Annotated in this window: 18 protein-coding genes and 1 pseudogene; 12 read left to right on the forward strand and 7 right to left on the reverse strand. The window is 45.5% G+C overall.

The window, feature by feature from the left end; translation table 11 throughout:
* The 4 genes and pseudogenes from R7Z77_RS17435 to R7Z77_RS17450 form a co-directional block, all read left to right on the forward strand.
* A pseudogene (locus R7Z77_RS17435) lies at window positions 1–96 on the forward strand (elongation factor Tu); the annotation flags it as partial.
* A gap of 331 nt (window positions 97–427) precedes the next feature.
* Entirely contained in the window at window positions 428–616 is a 189-nt protein-coding gene (locus R7Z77_RS17440) for a (2Fe-2S)-binding protein (protein WP_005381360.1), read from the forward strand.
* A gap of 93 nt (window positions 617–709) precedes the next feature.
* Window positions 710–1,186, forward strand: coding sequence for a bacterioferritin (gene bfr / locus R7Z77_RS17445; protein ID WP_005381359.1), 477 nt, complete (start codon window positions 710–712; stop codon window positions 1,184–1,186).
* Between the two features lie 206 nt (window positions 1,187–1,392).
* The gene (locus tag R7Z77_RS17450; RefSeq protein WP_213896543.1) at window positions 1,393–2,670 is read left to right on the forward strand and encodes a malic enzyme-like NAD(P)-binding protein; all 1,278 of its coding nucleotides are present in this window, start codon (window positions 1,393–1,395) and stop codon (window positions 2,668–2,670) included.
* 112 nt (window positions 2,671–2,782) lie between these two features.
* Here R7Z77_RS17450 and metJ read toward each other — a convergent pair whose 3' ends face one another.
* The gene (metJ, locus tag R7Z77_RS17455) at window positions 2,783–3,103 is read right to left on the reverse strand and encodes a met regulon transcriptional regulator MetJ (RefSeq protein WP_005381353.1); all 321 of its coding nucleotides are present in this window, start codon (window positions 3,101–3,103) and stop codon (window positions 2,783–2,785) included.
* Between the two features lie 225 nt (window positions 3,104–3,328).
* Between metJ and R7Z77_RS17460 the strand changes: the two genes are divergently transcribed.
* The 3 genes from R7Z77_RS17460 to metF all read left to right on the forward strand — a co-directional run bounded on the left by R7Z77_RS17460 (window position 3,329) and on the right by metF (window position 8,077).
* A complete protein-coding gene (locus tag R7Z77_RS17460; RefSeq protein WP_005381350.1) occupies window positions 3,329–4,489 on the forward strand; it encodes an O-succinylhomoserine (thiol)-lyase in 1,161 nt (386 codons plus the stop codon).
* A gap of 15 nt (window positions 4,490–4,504) precedes the next feature.
* Window positions 4,505–6,913 carry a bifunctional aspartate kinase/homoserine dehydrogenase II gene (locus R7Z77_RS17465; protein ID WP_017633523.1) on the forward strand — a complete coding sequence of 803 codons (2,409 nt, stop codon included), beginning with the start codon at window positions 4,505–4,507 and terminating at the stop codon, window positions 6,911–6,913.
* 261 nt (window positions 6,914–7,174) lie between these two features.
* Complete coding sequence (metF, locus tag R7Z77_RS17470; protein ID WP_005381345.1) at window positions 7,175–8,077, forward strand: methylenetetrahydrofolate reductase; 903 nt, start codon at window positions 7,175–7,177, stop codon at window positions 8,075–8,077.
* A gap of 70 nt (window positions 8,078–8,147) precedes the next feature.
* On the opposite strand, the gene R7Z77_RS17475 is transcribed toward metF, so the two are convergent.
* The 3 genes from R7Z77_RS17475 to argE all read right to left on the reverse strand — a co-directional run bounded on the left by R7Z77_RS17475 (window position 8,148) and on the right by argE (window position 13,155).
* On the reverse strand, window positions 8,148–8,687 hold the full coding sequence (locus R7Z77_RS17475) for a PadR family transcriptional regulator (RefSeq protein ID WP_005382791.1): 540 nt from the start codon (window positions 8,685–8,687) through the stop codon (window positions 8,148–8,150).
* A gap of 425 nt (window positions 8,688–9,112) precedes the next feature.
* The gene (gene ppc / locus R7Z77_RS17480; RefSeq protein ID WP_053307549.1) at window positions 9,113–11,746 is read right to left on the reverse strand and encodes a phosphoenolpyruvate carboxylase; all 2,634 of its coding nucleotides are present in this window, start codon (window positions 11,744–11,746) and stop codon (window positions 9,113–9,115) included.
* Between the two features lie 272 nt (window positions 11,747–12,018).
* A complete protein-coding gene (argE, locus tag R7Z77_RS17485) occupies window positions 12,019–13,155 on the reverse strand; it encodes an acetylornithine deacetylase (protein WP_005381335.1) in 1,137 nt (378 codons plus the stop codon).
* A gap of 144 nt (window positions 13,156–13,299) precedes the next feature.
* Between argE and argC the strand changes: the two genes are divergently transcribed.
* The 4 genes from argC to argH all read left to right on the forward strand — a co-directional run bounded on the left by argC (window position 13,300) and on the right by argH (window position 18,533).
* Window positions 13,300–14,304 (forward strand): N-acetyl-gamma-glutamyl-phosphate reductase, encoded by a 1,005-nt coding sequence (gene argC, locus R7Z77_RS17490; RefSeq protein WP_005382790.1) that lies wholly within the window; start codon window positions 13,300–13,302, stop codon window positions 14,302–14,304.
* A gap of 21 nt (window positions 14,305–14,325) precedes the next feature.
* Complete coding sequence (gene argB / locus R7Z77_RS17495) at window positions 14,326–15,117, forward strand: acetylglutamate kinase (protein WP_005381333.1); 792 nt, start codon at window positions 14,326–14,328, stop codon at window positions 15,115–15,117.
* A gap of 84 nt (window positions 15,118–15,201) precedes the next feature.
* Window positions 15,202–16,416: an argininosuccinate synthase gene (locus tag R7Z77_RS17500; RefSeq protein ID WP_005381332.1), complete on the forward strand. Its 1,215-nt coding sequence runs from the start codon at window positions 15,202–15,204 to the stop codon at window positions 16,414–16,416.
* 242 nt (window positions 16,417–16,658) lie between these two features.
* The gene (gene argH, locus R7Z77_RS17505; protein WP_005381331.1) at window positions 16,659–18,533 is read left to right on the forward strand and encodes an argininosuccinate lyase; all 1,875 of its coding nucleotides are present in this window, start codon (window positions 16,659–16,661) and stop codon (window positions 18,531–18,533) included.
* 194 nt (window positions 18,534–18,727) lie between these two features.
* Here the strand turns inward: argH and R7Z77_RS17510 are convergent, their stop codons facing one another.
* The 3 genes from R7Z77_RS17510 to R7Z77_RS17520 all read right to left on the reverse strand — a co-directional run bounded on the left by R7Z77_RS17510 (window position 18,728) and on the right by R7Z77_RS17520 (window position 21,775).
* Window positions 18,728–19,009, reverse strand: coding sequence for a DUF3624 domain-containing protein (locus tag R7Z77_RS17510; protein ID WP_017821737.1), 282 nt, complete (start codon window positions 19,007–19,009; stop codon window positions 18,728–18,730).
* A 373-nt stretch (window positions 19,010–19,382) separates the two neighbouring features.
* Window positions 19,383–20,855, reverse strand: a complete 1,473-nt coding sequence (locus tag R7Z77_RS17515) for a dihydrolipoyl dehydrogenase (protein ID WP_005382783.1) — start codon at window positions 20,853–20,855, stop codon at window positions 19,383–19,385.
* Window positions 20,856–21,046: 191 nt separating this feature from the next.
* On the reverse strand, window positions 21,047–21,775 hold the full coding sequence (locus R7Z77_RS17520) for a redoxin family protein (protein WP_005382781.1): 729 nt from the start codon (window positions 21,773–21,775) through the stop codon (window positions 21,047–21,049).
* A 169-nt stretch (window positions 21,776–21,944) separates the two neighbouring features.
* On the opposite strand from R7Z77_RS17520, the gene oxyR reads away from it, so the two are divergent.
* The gene (gene oxyR, locus R7Z77_RS17525) at window positions 21,945–22,856 is read left to right on the forward strand and encodes a DNA-binding transcriptional regulator OxyR (RefSeq protein WP_005381326.1); all 912 of its coding nucleotides are present in this window, start codon (window positions 21,945–21,947) and stop codon (window positions 22,854–22,856) included.
* The last annotated feature ends 47 nt before the right edge of the window (window positions 22,857–22,903 follow it).

Here is a 22,903-nt window from a genome sequence, read left to right on the forward strand (position 1 = left end):
ATCGCACCAATCGCAATGGACGAAGGTCTACGTTTCGCGATCCGTGAAGGTGGCCGTACAGTAGGTGCTGGTGTTGTAGCTAAGATCTTCGACTAATTCATAACGAATTAAACGAAATCTTGCACTGTTCTTCTTTTTGAAGAAAGCGCATCGAAAAGGGAAGCTTAGGCTTCCCTTTTTCATTTCTAGATTACATTTAGTTATAAGTGTTGAAATAAAAGACGTCACTTTTTCGATTTAAAAACAGAGTTTTACCGGCTTTGTTTCTTAACGCTTTTACTCACCCCTCTTAACCCTTTGATCTTTTCCTGCAGCGGTAAAATCGTTATAACCAAATATTCTGAGCGGACACCATAATGCGACTGGTAACAAGAACTATTCTTGTTTATATTGTTTGTCACAGATTAGTTTTATAGGTTTTTTGAGTATGTACGTTTGTCTTTGCCATGGTGTCTCCGACAAAAAAATTAGGAAGTTGGCGATAGATGAAGGCGTAACAGATATTAAAGGAATCAAAAAGTGCACGGCATTGGGCAGCCAATGTGGTAAGTGCATCAGACAGGCCAAGGAAATTTTAGCGGAAACTAGTTACACGGAATTTAAACAAGCCAGCTAATTGCTGTAAGTATGCAGTAATTATTTGCCTTACATTTTGACACCTTCTCATTTGCTTCTACATTTAAATGAAGCCAAAGAGGAGGGTTTTGTCATGAAAGGCGATCCAATCATCATTCAACATCTCAATAAAGTGCTCGGTAACGAGCTCGTCGCTATTAATCAGTATTTTCTTCACGCCAGAATGTATAAAGACTGGGGCTTAAAGCACCTAGCAGACAAGGAATATCACGAATCTATCGATGAGATGAAGCATGCCGATCATCTAATTGAGCGTATTTTGTTCCTTGAAGGCCTACCGAACCTACAAGATTTAGGTAAGTTGATGATTGGTGAAGATACCAAGGAAATGCTCGAGTGTGACTTAAAGCTTGAAATGGCGGCTATTCCAGATTTAAAAGATGCGATTGCCTACGCTGAAGACATTCGAGATTATGTGTCTCGAGATCTCTTCCAAGATATTCTTGAAGATGAAGAAGAACATGTTGATTGGCTAGAGACGCAACTTGGCTTGATTGAAATGTCTGGTATTGAGAATTATCTCCAAGCGCAATACGTGGACGAAGAGTAACGATACTTTCTAATTTTGCATACTCCAATAATAGTAAGAAGAAAGAGCACCTGACTCGAAAATCGGGTGCTTAACCCCGTTATCTGGTCTAATCTCTTTTATTATCGGCTTTTTAAGGATATTGCTCGCAATCTTGCCTATGAAGTTTGATTTCTATCCGATAGAATTTATGCCCCCTTACCTAAAAATAAAAAAGAGAAACGTCCATGTCTGAAGACAACCACCAAGCAGCCACTCCAGAAGAAGAACATCGCCAAAAAGCATTGGATTACCATGCTTATCCAACTCCAGGAAAGATTGCTGTCGAACTGACAAAGCCTGCGGAAACGGCGGGTGATCTTGCCCTTGCATATAGCCCTGGTGTTGCAGAGCCAGTGCGTGAAATCGCACAAAACCCGGATAACGTGTACAAGTACACTGCAAAAGGGAACATGGTTGCTGTTATTTCTAACGGTACCGCTATTCTAGGTCTAGGTAACCTAGGTCCACTTGCATCTAAGCCAGTGATGGAAGGTAAAGCGTTACTGTTTAAGCGTTTTGCAGGTCTTGACTCTATTGATATTGAAGTTAAGCACCGCACGATCGATGAATTTGTTGATACTGTTGCGAGCATTGCAGACACTTTTGGCGGTATCAACCTTGAAGATATTAAAGCACCAGACTGTTTTGAGATTGAAAAGCGTCTGATTGAACGTTGTGATGTACCAGTATTCCACGATGATCAACATGGTACTGCTATTGTAACGGCAGCGGGTATGCTGAATGCAATCGAACTTCAAGGTAAGAAACTTGAAGATTCAACAATTGTTTGTCTTGGCGCTGGCGCTGCCGCTGTAGCGTGTATGGAGCTTCTGATCAAATGCGGCGCAATGCGCGAAAAAATCTACATGCTAGATCGCAAAGGTGTGATTCACACTCGTCGTGATGATCTTAATGAATATAAGCAGCTATTTGCGAACAATACAGATAAGCGCACACTAGAAGACGTGATTGAAGGTGCAGATCTGTTCCTAGGTGTATCTGGTCCAAACCTATTGCCAGCGGAAGCGTTGAAGTTGATGGCAGATAAGCCAATCGTATTCGCATGTTCTAACCCGGATCCTGAAATCAAGCCGGAACTTGCTCACGCAGTTCGTGATGACTTGATCATGGGTACTGGCCGTAGTGATTATCCTAACCAAGTTAACAACGTATTGTGTTTCCCATTCATTTTCCGCGGTGCTCTTGATGTGCGTGCAAGTGAAATCAATGATGAAATGAAACTTGCAGCCGTTGAGGCGATTCGTGAGCTAGCAAAAGAGCCTGTACCTGAAGCCGTATTGAAGGCTGCAGGTGTTGATAAGCTAGAGTTTGGTGCGGACTATATTATTCCAAAACCAATGGATTCACGTTTGCTACCACGTGTTGCAAAAGCGGTTGCTCAGGCGGCGGTTAATTCAGGTGTAGCTCGTATCGAGATGCCTGAAAGCTACATGGCAGAGTAATATATCTTTCAGATGTGATACACAAAAATGGGACGCTATTGCGTCCCATTTTTTATGTCATTCATTTGGCTCGAGGCAAGAGTTATTACCTGAAACCTCTTATCAGGCTTTTTTATTCTTCGTCGAATGACTCAAATTCGATGCCCATTTCCGTCATCAGCGCTTTTACTTCTGTTGGAATATCATCAGGACGGTCTTTACGAAGGTCTTCATCTGTCGGAAGTGGCTGACCTGTGTACGCGTGCAAAAATGCCTCGCATAGCAATTCGCTATTGGTTGCATGGCGTAAGTTATTGATCTGACGGCGAGTACGCTCATCAGTTAGCACCTTTAAAACTTTTAGCGGGATAGAGACGGTAATTTTTTTTACTTGTTCGCTTTTTTTGCCGTGCTCTGCATATGGGCTAATGTATTCGCCATTCCAGTCAGCCATTGCACACCTTCATTTATGTAATCGGTTAAAAATAATTTAGGTGCTGATTTTAGCTGCATTTACCGCCATAAGCAAAGACATATAGACGTCTAGAAGTGTTGACGTCTCATTTTTTGACGAGTAAAGTGAACATAACAGCAAAGGAAGCGTGTTGATCACTTTATGTTACTCATTAGATATAGCGCATTCCTATTTAGAAGTCATTACCCGTGAAAGGATACACCCATGAGCACTCGCAAACCTGCGACCATTGCAGTACGCACTGGTATTGAATCAGACAGCCAATATCATGCTGTCGTTCCACCTATTTATCTTTCCACTAACTATGGTTTTCCTGCTTTTGGTGAAGTGCCCAAGTATGATTACACACGATCTGGTAATCCAAACCGCGGACTGTTGGAAAGTGCGCTATCTGAACTCGAGTCTGGAAAAGGAGCGGTTGTTACTAACTGCGGTACGTCGGCATTAAATTTATGGGTTTCCGCTTTTCTCGGCCCAGATGATCTCATTATTGCTCCTCACGATTGTTATGGTGGTACCTATCGTCTTTTTAATACCCGAGCTAATAAAGGCGATTTTAAGGTTCAGTTTGTCGATCAATCAGACGAACAGGCTTTAGATGCTGCATTGGCACAAAAACCAAAACTCATTTTGCTAGAAACTCCGTCAAACCCTCTGGTTCGCGTAGTGGATATTGCAGCTACTTGTGAAAAAGCGAAACAAGTCGGCGCGTTAGTTGCGGTGGACAATACCTTTTTGACACCCGTGTACCAAAAACCTTTAGAGCTAGGTGCGGATTTTGTTATCCACTCCACAACAAAGTACATCAACGGTCATTCGGACGTAATTGGTGGGGTAATCATCACCAACACAGAAGCGCATGCAGAAGAGCTTGCATGGTGGGGCAATTGTATTGGTGCAACGGGCACACCTTTCGATAGTTACATGACACTGCGAGGTATTCGTACGCTTGGTGCTCGTATGAAAGTACATGAAGAGAGCTCACAGCAGGTACTGGCTTACCTACAGAAACAAGCGTTAGTTAAAACTATCTATCATCCAAGCCTGCCGGAACATCCAGGTCACGACATTGCTAAAAAGCAGCAAACGGGCTTTGGCTCTATGTTGAGTTTTGAGTTTGCTGGTTCGTTTGAGCAGTTAAAGGTGTTTGTGAAAGAGCTCCAACTGTTTTCATTAGCTGAATCATTAGGTGGTGTAGAAAGTTTGATTTGCCACCCGGCATCCATGACTCACCGTGCAATGGGTGAGGAGGCACTGGCGGAGGCTGGGGTCTCTCATCAACTATTGCGTTTGTCTGTCGGTTTGGAAGATGCACAAGACCTCATCACAGATTTAGAACAAGCGTTCGCTAAAGCTACCCAGTAATAGGAGACGATAACAATGACTGTACAACGTCAGCTGCATAAGTTTGGTGGCAGTAGCTTAGCAAACCCAGAATGCTACTTACGCGTTGTGGGTATTCTCAAAGAGTATTCGACAGAAAATGATCTTGTGGTCGTCTCTGCTGCAGGAAAAACCACTAATCGCTTGATTGAGTTTTTGGAAGGGTTAAATAAAGATGGCCGAATTGCGCATGAAGCGCTTCAAAGCTTAAGACAGTTCCAAACTGAGCTAATAGAAAGCTTGTTGGAGAGTGAAGCAAAAGAAGAGCTGTTAGCTTTATTACATGATGAGTTCAGTACTCTCTCGGAGCTGACTGCACCACTCACTAATGCGCAAAAAGCTGCGGTACTGGGACACGGAGAAGTATGGTCTGCTCGCCTATTGGCCGCGTTATTATCTCAACGTTCTATCCCTGCGGTTGCACAAGATGCACGAGCGTTTTTACGTGCAGAAGCGGGAACTCAACCAGAGGTTGATCGCGCTCGTTCATACCCTTTAATTAAAGAGATCCTCGCGCAGCATAACCATAAACGTGTGGTAATTACTGGCTTTATGGCTCAGAACGAGGCAGGAGAAACCATTCTACTTGGTCGTAACGGCTCTGACTATTCTGCAACGGTCATAGGCGCGCTTGCTGAAGTCAGTACTGTCACGATTTGGAGTGATGTTGCTGGTGTTTATAGTGCCGATCCACGTTTGGTGTCTGACGCTTGTTTATTACCGTTACTTCGATTGGATGAAGCCAGTGAACTTGCTCGCTTAGCTGCCCCAGTGCTACACAGTCGTACGCTTCAGCCTGTGGCGCAAAGTACCATGGACCTTAATCTCAAGTGTAGCTATCTGCCAGAGTCGGGTTCTACTCGTATTGAGCGTGTATTGGCATCTGGTCGTGGCGCTAAAATTATTACTTCACTGGATGATGTTTTATTGGTGCAGTTGTCTTTCATGCATGGGCACGACTTCGAAAAAACACAGAGTGATGTATTACAAGCGTTGCAGCGCGCGCAATTAGAGCCACTGGCATTTGAAGCTCAATCCGATCAGCACACGCTACGCTTGGCTTACACCGCAGAAATCGCCGGTGGTGCATTGAAACACTTGCAAGAGCTTGCGGTAGAGGCTGAAATTAAGCTAAAAGAAGGTTACTCGCTCTTAGCTGCGGTAGGTGCAGGCGTTACGAAAAACGCCAATCATTGCTTTGGCTTTTATCAGAAGCTAAAGCACTCTCCGGTAGAATTTATCTCTGAAACAGACTCAGGGCTGAGCCTAGTCGCTGTTTTGCGCCGTACTGATACTGAGGCGTTGGTTCAAACGATTCATAGCCAGTTGTTCCAAGCGCAAAAACGCGTGGCAGTGGCTTTATGTGGCAAGGGTAATATTGGTTCTAGTTGGTTAAATTTATTTGCGACGCAAAAAAGTGAGCTCGAAAAACGTCATGGTATGAGCTTTGATCTTGTCGCGGTTGTGGATAGCCAAACCTATTGGTTCGATGAGCAAGGTATTGAGGCGGCGAGTGTTGCTGAACGATTTGATGATGAAAGCATAGCAAACAATGGGGATTGGCTGGCACGTTTGGGAGCGCTTAAAAGCTACGATGAAGCCGTCGTGCTTGATGTTACCGCGAGTAAAGAGTTGGCTCAGCGCTACGTAGAAATCGCACAGCAAGGCATTCATTTGATTTCCGCTAACAAAGTTGCCGGTTCCGCAGATAGCCAGTACTACCATCAGGTTCAAGATGCATTCGCTAAAATTGGTCGTCATTGGCTATACAACGCAACGGTGGGTGCTGGGTTACCGATAAACCATACCGTGCGAGATCTTCGTGAAAGTGGGGATGAAATCGTCGCTCTATCGGGTATTTTCTCGGGGACGCTATCATGGCTGTTCCAACAGTTTGATGGTTCTGTGCCATTTAATGATTTAGTCGATCTTGCTTGGCAGCAAGGGTTAACCGAACCTGACCCTCGTTCTGATTTAGATGGCTCCGATGTAATGCGTAAGTTAGTCATCTTGGCTCGAGAGTCGGGCCTAGATATAGAACCAGACAGCGTTAAAGTTGAGTCTTTGGTTCCAGAAGAATTAAGAGAACTGAGCTTAGATGATTTCTTCGATAATGGAGCGTTGTTGAGTGAAATACTTCAAGAGCGTCTGACAAAAGCACAGAGAAACGATCAAGTGCTTCGCTATGTGGCGCGTTTAGAAAAAAATGGTAAAGCAACGGTGGGAGTCGAAGCGTTATCTCGTGAGCACGCGCTCGCCAACTTATTGCCATGCGATAACATTTTTGCCATAGAGAGCAAGTGGTACAAAGATAACCCTCTGGTCATTCGAGGACCAGGCGCAGGCAGAGAAGTGACAGCTGGCGCTATTCAATCCGACCTCAACCGATTGGCTGGTTTATTTTAAAGTTGCGATTGACCTAAAACCCTGGAATTAATCCAGGGTTTTTTATTCCCCTATCAGTGCCATACTGAAGTCATAACCCGTGCAAAATGGTGAGATGATGCTCAAGTAGAAACTTGAACTATCTTCATTATTAACGTGAGAAAAATTCATAATTACAAGGTTGACATTAAATCGTATTCAATACATTCTGTAGACATATAGACGTCTAAACGTCGATTTTAAGGATTTGTTTTCGTGGCGGAGTGCCGCAGGGAGAGTAAGATGGGATATACGCACGCAGGCCATATCGACGCCTTGAACCAGAATATTGCTGAGTTATCAGATAACATCAATGTATCGTTTGAGTTTTTTCCGCCAAGCAGCGCTAAGATGGAAGAAACACTTTGGAATTCAGTGCACCGTCTTAAAACGCTTCAACCTAAATTTGTTTCTGTGACTTACGGTGCGAACTCCGGCGAGCGTGACAGAACACACTCCATCATTAAAGAAATTAAAGCAACAACCGGATTGGTTGCCGCTCCCCATCTCACTTGTATTGATGCGACTCGTGAAGAGTTGATTAATATTGCCGATGATTATTGGAACAATGGTATTGAAAATATCGTCGCTTTGCGTGGTGATATTCCTCCAGGTGGCGGTGCGCCTGATATGTATGCCTCGGATTTGGTTGAGCTGCTGAAATCACGCCACGATTTCGATATCTCCGTTGCTGCATTCCCTGAGGTTCACCCTGAAGCTAAAAGCGCTCAGTCTGACTTATTGAACCTAAAACGTAAGGTAGATGCAGGTGCAAACCGTGCTATTACTCAGTTCTTTTTTGACGTTGAGTCTTACCTGCGATTCCGTGACCGTTGTGTCGCAGCAGGAATTGACGTAGAAATTGTGCCAGGAATTTTGCCTGTATCGAACTTTAAGCAAGCTTCTCGCTTTGCGGCACAGAACAATGTGAAAGTACCAGGATGGATGAGCAAACAATTCGATGGCTTGGATGATGATCCGGTGACTCGCCAGCTTGTAGGAGCTAGCCAAGCTATTGATATGGTGCGTGTACTGAGTCGTGAAGGGGTTAAGGATTTTCACTTCTACACACTAAACCGTGCAGAGATGACTTACGCGTTATGCCATACGTTGGGTGTTCGTCCTCGCGCAGTAGTCGGTGCGTAAACCTAGTTTCAAAAAGATAAAAGGCTTGCCAAGTGGCAAGCCTTTTTCGTTTTATCAAAGCAAAAGGAGTTTAACCAATCACTTCAAGTTCAGTTAGAACTTCTTCTGCCCAAGTGATCCAAGTTTCACGTAACAGTAGGTTACGGCGAAGCGTTAGACGTTCTAGGCGAGCTTGTTTATCTAAAGTTGACGGCGTTGCGTAGTAAGCCGCTTCAATTTCTTTGTAGTGAGAAACCAGTTTGCGAGACTCTTCAACTAGCTCGGCGAGTTGGTCACGGAATGGAGCCGCTGGTTGAACGGCACATGCCATCAATTTCGCTGAAAACTCATCACGAACTGTTGGGTGTGCAGTTGGTTGATCAAACCACTCTCCTAAAGCGCTGCGACCAGCGTCTGTAATGGAGTAAACCTTGCGGTCTGGTTTGCCTTCTTGGGGTTCTAATACGCAAGTAACCAGTTCTTTCTCAGCCATTTTGTTGAGTTCACGGTACACCTGTTGGTGGCTTGCTTTCCAGAAGTAACCGATGCTAGCAGAGAATTCTTTAGTGATATCGTAACCGGTTGCGTCGCGAGTGCTAAGAACAGTTAAGATTACGTGTGGTAATGACATGTCTTCAATCCAAATGGTCAATAAACTTGTAAACAAGCTACTTATACTTTCAGCTGCGCTCTTACTGGCACTTGAGTTTTTTAATGTATAAGTAGCACCAACAATGTTGGTCCTGTCACCTTAAAGCCGTTTATCACCTAGAGAGATGGGGAGTCCCATCAAGGCTGGAGCAGGTATGATTGGATTTATGAGCTCTCAGCAGGCAAGTAGTATATAAATAATAAGCATGAAGTGGAATAGTAGGACAAAATTACCCTAAAAAACTAACATAATAATCAATAGTGTTAACTTGTGGTTTTTTATTCTTTTATTTTGGTATTTTTTGGGTCTCTAGTGGTATATTTAACTGCCTTTGTTTTGGTGCGATTATCCTGTGATAAAAAAAAGCTGAGCATTTGCCCAGCTTTCTATTAAAAATGAAACGATTAGCCTGTGTTGCGCATACCTGCAGCAATACCAGCAATCGTCACCATCAACGCTTCTTCCAAGTTTGCAGAAGCTTCTTCGGTTTGACGCGTGCGGTATAGCAGCTCTGCTTGTAGCATATTCAATGGCTCAACGTAGATATTGCGTAAGCGAATAGACTCGAGTCCCCAAGGGTCATGCTGCATCAAGTTTTCATTGTTCTCTACATTCAGTACCGCTTTGATGTCTTCTTGAAGCTGAGCACGAAGCTTTTCACCGAGTGGACGGAGCGACTCATCCACCAATCGCTCATCGTAGTAGCGAGAGATATCAATATTACACTTAGAGTACACCATTTCCAGCATGCCGAGACGAGTTGAGAAAAATGGCCATTCGCGGCACATCTCTTCGAGCAATGCTTGGTGGCCTTTATCGATCGAGTATTGAATCGCTTCACCTGCGCCTAGCCATGCAGGAAGTACCAAACGGTTTTGACTCCATGAGAAGATCCACGGGATTGCACGTAAGCTTTCTACTCCGCCCTTAGGGTTGCGTTTTGCAGGACGAGAACCAAGTGGCAACTTGCCGAGTTCGAGTTCTGGTGTTGCTTGGCGGAAGTAAGGCACGAAATCTGGCTCGCCACGAACCACATTTCGGTAAGACTCACAGCTTACTTCTGATAGCACTTCCATCAAGTCGCGCCATTCTTGTTTTGGCTCCGGTGGCGGTAACAAGTTGGCTTCCAGAATCGCACTTGCATATAGGTTAAAGCTGTTTACTGCGACATCTGGGAGTCCCAGTTTAAAGCGGATCATTTCGCCTTGCTCTGTTACACGTAAACCGCCTTTCAAGCTTTTTGGTGGTTGCGACAAAAGCGCAGCATGCGCAGGTGCGCCACCGCGACCGACTGTGCCCCCACGACCATGGAATAGAGTTAGCTCAACGCCTTCTTCTTCAGCCACTTTAACTAACGATTCCATCGCATGATACTGAGCCCAACCAGCAGACATAACACCTGCATCTTTCGCTGAGTCAGAGTAACCAATCATGACCATCTGGTGGTTTTGGATAAAACCACGGTAAAGGTCAATCCCCATAAGCTGCTTGATGACCGATTCTGCGTTGTTCAAATCGTCTAGCGTTTCGAACAGAGGACACACATCCATGCGGTAAGGGCAACCTGCTTCTTGTAGCAGTAGATGAACGGCTAGTACATCAGAAGCGGTACGTGCCATTGAAATAACGTAAGCGCCAAACGCTTCACGCGGTTGTGCTGCAACAATCTTACAGGTATCCAAAACCTCTTTGACGGGTTCAGACGGTTCCCAATCACGAGGGAGAAGCGGACGTTTAGATGCCAGCTCGTTAGTTAGAAAAGCAATCTTATCTTGCTCACTCCATTGTTCGTAATCACCAATACCTAAGTAGCGAGTTAGTTCAGACAAGACGTTTGAGTGACGCGTGCTCTCTTGGCGGATATCAAGACGTACAAGATGGATACCAAATGCTTTTACGCGGCGTAGTGTATCCAGTAGTGAGCCGTTGGCTATTACACCCATGCCACATTCGTTTAGTGACTGGTAGCAGGCATATAGCGGTTCCCAAAGTTGCTCGACTTTTTGCAGTGGGGCTTTAACGGCCAGTTTTTGACCGTGGATCTTAGCATCGAGAATATCTTTGGTTTCATTGAGCAGAGTGCGTAATTGCTTCAGGATCGCACGGTATGGTTCGTGCTGATCTTCGCCAGCAAGTTCACGGACTTGATCGTTTGAAACTGTCATAGACAGCTCGCTGATCAACTCGTTGATGTCATTGAGATAAAGATCGGCGGCTTTCCAACGAGACAATAGTAAGACTTCACGCGTAACGTTGTGAGTAACAAACGGGTTACCGTCACGGTCACCGCCCATCCAAGAGGAGAAGTGCACTGGGCGAGCATCAATGGGTAAACCTTCTCCAAGGTAAGATTTTAGACGGTCATTCATCTCACGTAGGAAGTCCGGTACTGCTTCCCATAGCGAGTTTTCAACGACCGCAAAGCCCCATTTTGCTTCATCCAACGGAGTTGGGCGTTGTTGTCGAATCACGTCTGAATGCCAGCCTTGGGCAATCAGTTGCTCTAGGCGGCGTTCGGTTTTTCTGCGCTCTTTAGAAGAAAGATCGCTTAGCTCCAACTTTGATAAGCACTCGTTTATCTTGACCAGTTTGTTGATCATCGTGCGGCGCGTAATTTCTGTTGGGTGAGCCGTCAATACCAATTCAATATTTAGATCACGAACCGCTTGGGCAGTGTCCAGTTTGCTCACATCGTTTTGTACCAGTTTAGAAAACAGCGAGTTAATCGCGTCTGGTTCGCAAATGTGCTCTTCACAATGGCGTGAAATCGTGTGGTATTGCTCAGCGATATTGGTGAGGTTTAGAAATTGGTTAAACGCGCGAGTAACGGGCGTTAGCTGCTCATCAGGTAGATGTTTGATTTCTTCGATCAAGCTGTCCCTGTCTGCTTGATTCCCTGCTTGAGCTGATTTGGATAATTTACGAATGGTTTCCACTTTCTCGAAGATTTCTTCGCCATGGGCATCGCGAATGGTGTTACCCAATAAGTGGCCTAACATGCGCACATTACTTTTGAGTGCGGCGTATTTCTCGTTCATTGTCGTCCTGCCTCGTAAAAAAACTACATCCATTGTCCTTGTTAAGACTCCAATCTAGCGAAAAGCACCAGTTATAGTCAAATAAAGCAGACTAAGTTTGCAATTATTCCGCTGTCTCCTGATTTAGAGCAAATTTACGGCAGCCATAGAGTAAGAAGTGAAAATTAATTACAAAATAACAAGTTAAATAAGTGTTAAGACTAGCGCTAAATTGTGAAGATAAAAAGATGCAGCTCAATCGAGCTGCACAGACTTTCGAGCTTAAACGCGTATTAACAGCAGTACTTGACCATCGCCTTTGAAAGCACATCAATTGTGGGGTCGATAAAGTCGAAGGATAGAAACTCATCCGGTTGATGGGCTTGGTCGATTGACCCAGGGCCGAGCACCAAGGTTGGACACAACTGCTGTAGAAATGGTGCTTCAGTACAGTAGTTCACGGTTTCTGAACTAGTTTGGCAAATCTCTTCAACACCACCAATAAATGGGTGGTCATGTTGGCATTCGTAACCCGGAATAGGCTCATGCAATGGAATAATCTCCAGTCTCCCTGGCCATTTCGCTTCGACTTCTTTTAATGCTCCGCGCAACATGTTCTCTAAACCATCAAGGCTAATGCCAGGAAGAGGACGCACGTCGTAATGCAGCTCACAGCAACCACAAATACGGTTAGCGCTGTCACCACCGTGAATGTGTCCAAGGTTTAGGGTAGGGCTTGGAATGGCAAAACCCGGATGGTGATATTCTTTAATCAATTTGTCACGCAGTTGCATCATGGCGAACATGACTTCATGCATGATCTCAATAGCGTTAACGCCAAGCGCTGGGTCCGATGAGTGACCGGACTTGCCTGTTACGCGAATGGCATTTGCCACATGCCCTTTATGACCTCGAATTGGCACAAGGCTGGTGGGTTCACCAATGATGCAGTAATCCGGCTTAAATGGGGCGTTTGCTGTGAAATGTCGCGCGCCCAGCATGGTGGTCTCTTCGTCACAAGTGGCTAATACGTAAAGTGGTTTGCTCTGCTTGCTCCAATCGACTTTCTTCACTGCTTCATAAATAAAGGCGAAAAAGCCTTTCATGTCTGCTGTGCCTAAACCGTAGAAGCGGTTGTCTTTTTCCGTCAGTTTATGCGGATCAAAATTCCATCGCCCTTGATCGAATGGCACGGTATCGCTATGGCCAGCAAGTAAAAGGCCACCTTCACCCTCACCCATACGTGCGATCATATTGTGCTTGCCTGGCTCGACTTCGATCACTTCAACGCTAAAACCCAGATCTTTAAACCAAGATGCGAGTTTTTCGATGACTTTTGCATTGCCCTGATCCCAGCTCGGATCCGTGGAGCTGATAGAAGAGGTGCTGATGAGTCCTTCATAGACCTCTAGAAAAGTTGGTAATTGCATGGATTCTTCAAATCTCCTGTTGACAGACAGACCACAAAAATGTAAAACACATATTAAATCATATTTAATGAATAAAGAATCAAAATAAAGCAAAAATTAAATATGAATAGTCATTTGAGCCTTTAAGTATATGGATGTTACACAATGCTAAAAACCACGATTATTGGAGCCAGCGGTTACACCGGCGCAGAGTTAGCGTTAATGGTTAATAAACACCCACAACTCACGCTATCAGGTTTATACGTTTCCGCCAACAGTGTTGATGCGGGAAAGAGCATCGCGCAGCTGCACGGTAAGCTAGCGGGCATCATTGATATGCCAGTTTTACCACTAACGGATCCACTGCAAATCGCTCAAGAATCGGACGTGGTGTTTTTGGCAACGGCTCACGAAGTCAGCCATGATTTAGCCCCAACTTTCTTGGAGGCAGGCTGTCAGGTATTCGATTTATCGGGTGCATTCCGTGTGAAAAGTGAAGGCTTTTACGACACTTTTTATGGCTTCGAACATCAACATAACAACTGGCTAGATAAAGCAGCATACGGCTTAGCAGAGTGGAACCAAGAATCAATAAAAACCACTCCTTTGATTGCAGTAGCAGGTTGCTACCCAACCGCTTCTCAGCTTGCAATCAAACCTTTATTAGAACATGCGTTGCTCGATACCAACCAATGGCCAGTGATCAACGCAACCAGTGGTGTATCAGGTGCAGGGCGTAAAGCCTCCATGGTTAACAGCTTCTGTGAAGTGAGCTTGCAACCTTATGGTGTATTTAACCATCGTCACCAGCCAGAGATTGCTCAGCACTTGGGTTGCGATGTGATTTTTACTCCGCACCTCGGTAACTTTAAACGCGGCATTCTTGCCACTATCACCATGAAGCTTGCGCAAGGTGTGACAGAAGCACAAGTGGCACAGGCGTTTGAACAAGCTTATCAAGGCAAGCCTGCGGTGCGTCTTAAAGGCGACGGTATTCCACGTATTCAGGATGTCGAAAATACCCCTTTCTGTGATATCGGCTGGAAGGTACAAGGCGAACACATCATTGTGATTTCAGCTATCGACAACCTACTTAAAGGTGCATCGAGTCAAGCGATGCAATGTCTCAATATTCATTACGGTTACCCAGAACTGACAGCGTTGCTGTAGTCGTTGAAAGAGGGAAATGCGATGACGCAAACCAATCAAGCTCCTTTAGTCATTAAGCTAGGTGGTGCAGCTCTATCATGCACTCAAACCTTAAGCCAACTTTTTGGTGCCATTGCGGCTTACCAAAAATCGGCACAGCGACAAATCGCCATCGTTCATGGCGGTGGCTACCTAGTTGATGAGTTGATGGCAAAGCTTCAGCTTGAAACCGTTAAGAAAAACGGTTTACGCGTAACGCCTTACGATCAAATTCCTGTGATTGCAGGCGCGCTTGCAGGCACTGCGAATAAGTTACTTCAAGGTCAAGCGATTGCGGACGGTCTTAACGCTGTGGGCCTTAGCCTTGCGGATGGTGGTTTGTGTCTTGTTGAAGAACTTGACCCAGAACTCGGCGCGGTAGGCAAAGCATCACCGGGTGACTCAGCACTATTACAAGCGGTGCTAAACACAGGTGCACTGCCGATCATCAGTTCAATTGGTTTAACCAAAGATGGCCAGATGATGAATGTGAATGCTGATCAAGCAGCAGTCGCGGTTGCGGGCGCATTAGATGCGGAGTTAGTCCTGTTATCAGACGTGAGTGGTGTATTAGATGGAAAAGGCCATTTGATCAAAACCCTGTCAGAGCAGCAAGCTAACTCGTTGATCGATGGACATGTGATCACCGATGGCATGATCGTCAAAGTTAAAGCTGCTTTGGAGGCCGCCAATGATCTTGGCCGTCCAATTGAAGTCGCGACCTGGCGTTACCCAGAAAAATTAGCACAGTTATTCGCTGGTGAAAGTATTGGTACTCAATTCTTGCCTCAATAAGCATCAGCAAAAGAATTCAATATTAGGAAGTCGCAGTTGGCACTGACCGCCGAGCGCAGCGCCAGTTAAGTTTGGAGAAAAAACATGAGCAAAGTGAACGTAAATAAAGTGGTAGTCGCATACTCAGGCGGTCTAGATACTTCAGTAATTATCCCGTGGCTAAAAGAGAACTACGACTGTGAAGTAGTGGCTTTCGTTGCCGATGTTGGTCAAGGTGCCGAAGAGCTAGAAGGCATTGAAGCTAAAGCAAAAGCCTCTGGTGCTTCTGAGTGCTACATCGCTGACTTGAAAGAAGAAATGGTCGCAGACTACATTTACCCAACGCTAAAAACCGGCGCGTACTACGAAGGTAAGTACCTGCTAGGTACATCAATGGCGCGTCCAATCATTGCCAAAGCGCAGGTTGAAGTGGCACGTAAAGTGGGCGCGGACGCTCTGTGTCATGGCTGTACAGGTAAAGGTAACGACCAAGTACGTTTTGAAGGCGCATTCGCAGCACTAGCACCGGACTTACAAGTGATTGCACCTTGGCGTGAGTGGGACCTAGTGAGCCGTGAAGAGTGTTTGGATTACCTAGCTGAGCGTAATATTCCTTGCTCTGCGTCTCTTACTAAGATCTATTCACGTGATGCAAACGCATGGCACATTTCGACGGAAGGCGGCGTTTTAGAAGATACGTGGAACGCACCAAACGAAGACTGCTGGGTGTGGACTGTCGACCCAGAGCAAGCGCCAAATGAAGCGGAATACGTCACGCTGAAAGTAGAAAAAGGTGAAGTGGTCGAAGTTGATGGTGAAGTGATGACACCATACAACGCACTGGTTTACCTAAACGAGAAGGGCGCTAAGCACGGTGTTGGCCGTATCGATATCGTGGAAAACCGTCTTGTTGGGATGAAGTCTCGTGGTTGTTATGAAACACCGGGAGGCACCATCATGATGGAAGCGCTGCGTGCTGTAGAGCAGCTTGTGCTAGACAAATCATCATTCGAATTCCGTGAGGAGCTAGGTCTAAAAGCGTCTCACCTTGTATACGATGGCCGTTGGTTTACGCCACTATGTAAATCGATCCTTGCCGCTTCAGAAGAGCTAGCGCAAGACGTTAACGGTGAAGTGGTTGTTAAGCTCTACAAAGGTCAAGCGACAGTGACGCAAAAACGTTCTGACAACAGCTTGTATTCAGAAGAGTTCGCGACTTTTGGTGAAGATGAAGTTTACGACCAAAGCCATGCAGGTGGGTTTATCCGTCTTTACTCGCTATCAAGCCGTATTCGTGCATTGAACAGCCAGAAGAAATAATCCCTTAACATCCATCTCGGATTGAATAAAGACCCGCCATTTATAGGCGGGTCTTTTGGTTTCTAAAAGCGGGTATCTAAATTTGGCTTGAATATATATGTAAAAATATTGAATTTATACTTTATTTTTTATCGAAATTGCCGTAACGTTGACCCATAAGAAAAAGTGAGCAAATGACCATCAAATTGGTTACTACTCATTCGAGAACGTTAGAGTAAGCAATAGTCATCAGGAGAGACGCAATGGCATTATGGGGCGGAAGATTTACCCAAGCGGCAGACACCAGATTTAAAGAGTTCAATGATTCGTTGCGTTTTGACTACCGATTGGCTGAGCAAGACATCGTAGGTTCAATCGCATGGTCTAAAGCTCTGCTTTCTGTTGATGTGCTATCGGCAGAAGAACAGCAAAAACTGGAACTTGCTTTAAATGAGCTGAAGTTAGAAGTGATGGAAGACCCTCACCAAATTCTTCGCTCTGATGCAGAAGATATCCACTCTTGGGTTGAACAGCAGCTAATCAGTAAAGTGGGAGATTTAGGTAAAAAACTCCACACTGGGCGTTCTCGGAATGACCAAGTCGCCACAGACTTGAAACTTTGGTGTCGTCAGCAAGGTCAGCAATTATTGATTGCTTTAGATCGCCTACAAGCACAAATGGTCCACGTTGCTAAACAGCACCAAGGCACCGTATTGCCAGGCTATACTCATCTTCAGCGTGCTCAACCTGTAACCTTTGCTCACTGGTGCTTGGCTTATGTTGAAATGTTCGAGCGTGACTACTCTCGTCTGAATGATGCCTTACAGCGTCTCGACACTTGTCCACTTGGCTCGGGTGCTTTAGCGGGAACGGCTTATCCGATTGATCGCGAACAATTAGCACATAATCTCGGTTTCCACCGTGCTACGCGTAATTCACTCGATTCGGTTTCAGATCGTGATCATGTGATGGAACTGATGTCGGTGGCGTCGATTTCTATGCTTCACCTTTCTCGTCTTGCAGAAGATATGATCTTCTACAATTCAGGCGAGTCAAACTTCATTGAGTTAGCGGATACGGTGACATCTGGTTCGTCATTAATGCCACAGAAGAAAAACCCAGATGCACTTGAGTTGATCCGTGGTAAGACAGGGCGTGTCTATGGCGCATTATCGAGCATGATGATGACAGTTAAAGCCTTGCCATTGGCGTACAACAAAGACATGCAGGAAGATAAAGAAGGGTTGTTTGACGCTTTAGATACATGGAACGACTGCATGGAAATGGCAGCTCTGTGTTTTGACGGTATTAAAGTGAATGGCGAGCGCACACTAGAAGCGGCGAAACAAGGTTACGCAAACTCGACGGAGTTAGCTGATTACCTAGTGGCGAAAGGCATCCCATTCCGTGAAGCTCACCACATCGTCGGTGTCGCGGTCGTTGGTGCTATTGCTAAAGGTTGTGCGCTAGAAGAACTGTCTATCGAAGAGTTAAAAGCCTTCTCAGAGGTCATTGAAGCGGATGTGTATGACATCCTGACTATCGATTCGTGTTTGGAAAAGCGTTGTGCTTTGGGTGGTGTTTCGCCTCACCAGGTCGCTTACGCGGTAGAACAAGCGGATAAGCGCCTGAGCCAGCGTGACAGCTCGGCGGTGAAAGTGCGTCCTGCACGTTTGACGGACATTGAAACGTTGGAAGGTATGGTTGCTTACTGGGCGAACCTTGGTGAGAATCTTCCGCGCTCTCGTAATGAGCTCGTGAGAGATATTGGCTCTTTCGCGGTGGCTGAGCATCATGGTGAAGTGACGGGTTGCGCTTCTCTATATGTGTATGACTCAGGGTTGGCTGAAATACGCTCTCTTGGTATCGAAGCGGGCTGGCAAGGCCAAGGGCAGGGCAGTGCGATTGTGAACTATTTGGTTGAGAAAGCGCGCCAGATGGCGATCAAGAAAGTCTTTGTTCTAACGCGAACGCCTGAGTTCTTTATGAAGCAAAGCTTTTTACCGACATCGAAGTCATTACTGCCGGAGAAAGTTCTGAAAGATTGCGATCAGTGCCCACGTCAACATGCATGTGATGAGGTAGCGCTTGAGATCAATTTAATGGAGCAAGTGATCCAAAAAACGCATGTGGCATGAACTGAAGTTGTGGAGTGATTTTATTAGCATTCAATGACATAGTCATTTTCCTGCTTACTTACATCAGTATTCGCTAAAAAAATCGAAAAAATTTGGAACCTTTGAGAGGAAGCCCGGTCTATTAAAGTACCACTGCTTTTTCTTAGAAGAATCTAAGAGAGCCCCAGAACTGACATTGGTTTTGGGGCTTTTTTCTATCTGTCACTTTTCTCTTTTTTATTCGTCTTTTTTTGTCCCCGTCGACGCTGCCAAGGCAAGATGACAAAACGCATCCATAAGTGTAAAAACAACAAAACGTTGAAAGCGAAGCCGGCAAAGATCAAAGCGATCGACTCGATGCTTTGTGGATCATCTTTGAGCGTAAACCACCATACAATCCAACACAGTACAGAAAGTACCGTCAATTGATCCAAGCATCGTTGGCAACGTCCAAGTTTTTTCCAAAACCAATGTTCTTCGCAGCGGCGACAAGTCATAGTGTTTTCCAAACCATTAGTGTTGCTTCAGATTATATATCTAACTATATGGTGGAAAGCGTTTCTTGTACCGGACTTAGAGCGCTATGACACAACCAAAAATGGAAAGTTAGCTTTGTAAAAGCTTTGTGGCACGTAATTGATGTATGGTGCTCTGTCAGTCTTTAACAGGAAATATAATGATGTCGACAGAGTTGAAACTTGCGCTGAGTATCGCTGGTGGGTTCTTTATGATCGGTGTTGTCGCGATTTGTATGGTCAGCCGCTATGCAATGATGGCAGCGTAAGAGAGATTTCATTGCGCCGAAGTAGTAAAGCAAAGCCTCGTTGATGACGAGGCTTTGCTTTATATTTAGATAGAAGCCTGAAAGCGTTAGCAGCCAGGGCCGCAGTCAAGACAATGTTTCACCATTTCTGGCCCTAAGTGTAGTTTTGCATTCAAATCACGTAGAGCGGTGCGGACGCCTTCTTCAATCACTGGGTGATAGAAGGGCATATCTAACATCTCAGAAATCGTCATCCTATTTTGGTGCGCCCATGCTAAAAGGTGAGCAAGATGCTCTGCATTCGGGCCCATCATTTCTGCACCTAAAAAACGTCCAGTGCCTTGCTCTCCGTAGACATGCAGAATGCCTTTATTACGAAGCATGACGCGCGAACGTCCTTGATTTTCAAACGAGACTTCACCGGTTGCGAAACATCCACATGTGCCTAGACGTGTTTCTAGTTGTTTATATGTTTCGCCAACCATAGCAATTTGAGGGTCGGAGAACACGGCTGAAATTGGTGAGCGACGCAGACCCGCACGAATATCTGGGAAACGGCCTGCGTTGTCTCCAGCAATACGGCCTTGGTCAGCGGCTTCGTGCAGCAGTGGAATTTGGTTACTTGCATCACCTGCGATGAAGATGCTCTCTACCGAAGTTTGCAATGTATAGTGATCCGCCGTTGGTACGCCACGTTCATCGAGCGCCACATTGGTGTTCTCGATCGTCAGCTTATCTACGTTTGGACGACGACCCGTTGCAGCCAATACGTAATCGACAACGAAAGTTTCTAATTCGCCATCATGGTTGATGAATTGGATTTCGACCTTGTCTTCGCCGTCATTGTCTGACGAAGCAATGCGTTTCATGCTTTCGACTTTTACATCTGCATCAAGGTAGAACTCTTCCTTAAAGGCTTTATCTGCATACGCCATCACCTCTGGGTCTGTCAGTGGGCCCACTTGTCCTCCAATGCCAAAGAGCTTCACGTTTACTCCTAGGCGGTGTAAAGCCTGACCCAATTCAAGGCCGATGACTCCTGGGCCAAATACTGCCACGGACTCTGGTAAGTCATCCCAGTCAAATACATCATCGTTAATCACTAGGCGATCACCCAGTTCATTCCAAGCTGCCGGATATGCTGGACGAGATCCTGTCGCAATAACAATGCGCTGTGCGGTGACCTGAGTATGATCATCTATGATGAGAGTGTGGTCATCGGCAAACTTCGCGTAGCCCGATAGTTTGTCTTCAGCGGGAATATCATCGACACTTTCAAGCACAAAGCCAACAAAACGATCGCGTTCGCGCTTTACACGATCCATCACTTCTCGTCCGTTAATTCGTACTTCACCTTGCGGGTGTATCCCAAATCCAGGTGCTTTTTCGATTTGATGAACACTTTCTGCTGCCGCAATTAACAGCTTAGACGGCATGCATCCGACACGAGCACAGGTTGTTCCGTAGGGACCGCCCTCAATCATTACCACGCTGTTGGTATGAGCTTTTGCTGCTCGATAAGCACCAAGACCAGCCGTCCCGCCACCAATAACCGCTACGTCGACATTAACTTGTTTCATCGTGAACTCTCGCTTTTGTTTTAAGCCAAGCTAGCTACATTGAGCTTGGAGAGTGAATTGGATAGTTGAATCTGGATAAGTAGTCACCTTATTGGTAGATGACTACTTATCTAGACTAGTAGAAGAAGTGGTTTAGGGTTGGCCTCCGAGCCAAAAGGCACCGGAGACCGAGGGTGTAGGCTATGGACAGCTTAGCCTAGATACGCTTCTAGCTCTTCGCTACCGCCGATGTGCTTGCCACCGATAAAGACTTGTGGAACAGTCGTGCGACCAGATATAGCTCGTAGACTAACTGTTGTTGCGTCTTTACCCAGAATCACTTCTTCATATTGAAGACCGTGGTCAATCAGATTTTGTTTCGCTTTCATACAGAAAGGGCAGCCTGGTTTAGTGAACACAGTGATGGATTCTTGCGTTTTGTAGTCAGGCGCTATGTAGTTCAGCATCGTATCTGCGTCTGACACCTTGAATGGGTCGCCTGGTTCGTTTGGCTCAATGAACATTTTTTCCACTACGCCATCTTTTACTAGCATACTGTAACGCCATGAACGTTTGCCAAAGCCGATGTCGTTTTTATCCACTAACATACCCATGCCATCGGTGAATTCACCATTACCATCCGGGATGAAGGTAATGTTTTCTGCTTCTTGGTCTTGTTTCCATGCATTCATCACGAACGTATCATTGACCGAGACACAAATAATCTCATCCACTCCGTGCTCTTTAAATACAGGGAACAATTCGTTGTAACGAGGTAGATGGCTTGATGAACAGGTTGGAGTAAATGCACCCGGTAAGCTAAATACGATAACGGTCTTACCTTTAAATAGCTCATCGGTCGTTACATTCACCCAAGAGTCACCTTGACGAACTGGAAAAGTAACTTGAGGGACTTGTTGACCTTCTTTAGATACAAACATAATGATTTCCTTTAACTATTTTAAATTATGCGTATAGAGCTTAGCGTTTTTCGTCGCTCTGTTTCGTTTTGTTGAGCCCATTATTGTAAAAATCCTTTGATAGCTCTAATCGTTTGGTGTTATGGTTTTGATAGGTATTAGCTATTGTTAAAGAAGCGAAGCGTGAATTATGAATATTCGAGATTTTGAGTACTTAGTTGCACTTGCGGAACATAAGCACTTTCGCAAAGCGGCAGAGGCATGTTTTGTTAGTCAGCCAACACTGAGTGGGCAAATTCGTAAACTAGAGGATGAACTCGGGACCACGCTTTTAGAGCGAAGCAGCCGACGTGTTTTGTTTACCGATTCAGGGTTACAGCTGGTGGAGCAGGCTAAACGCATCTTAAGTGAAGTGAAAACCTTCAGAGATATGGCAAGCGGTCAAAGCGGAGCCATGACTGGACCGATGCATATTGGTTTCATCCCGACGGTTGGGCCTTATCTATTACCCAAAATTCTGCCGCAGATAAAAGAAGCATTTCCTGAGCTGGAGCTATTTCTGCACGAAGCTCAGACACATCAATTAGTGCGTCAATTGGAAGAAGGTAAACTAGATTGCTTAGTTTTAGCTTCGGTTGATGAAACTGCGCCATTTAAAGAGATCGAAGTGTATCAAGAGCCATTAAGTGTCGCAGTGCCATGTGACCACGAGTGGGCCTCTCTCGACCATGTTGATATGTTGGAGCTGAATGGTAAAACCGTTTTAGCGTTGGGAGACGGCCACTGTCTGCGAGATCAAGCGTTAGGTTTTTGTTTTGCCGCTGGTGCAAAAGACGATGAGCGTTTTAAAGCCACCAGCTTGGAGACGTTACGCAACATGGTTGCTGCCGGTGCGGGGATTACGTTATTGCCTCAGCTTTCTATCCCTAATGAGAAGCAAAAAGATGGCGTATGCTACGTACCAGCTGTTAACCCAACCCCCTCGCGTAATATCGTTCTCGTATACCGTCCGGGCTCACCATTACGAGCTAGGTTTGAAGCTTTAGCAGCGAAGATTAAAGAGGTGTTGGCTTCTTATCCATCATTGAATGCTGCAGCATAAGAAGCAGACATAAAAAAGGGAGAGCTTGATGCTCTCCCTTGTGCTTT

Source organism: Vibrio sp. 1401 (assembly GCF_033340295.1).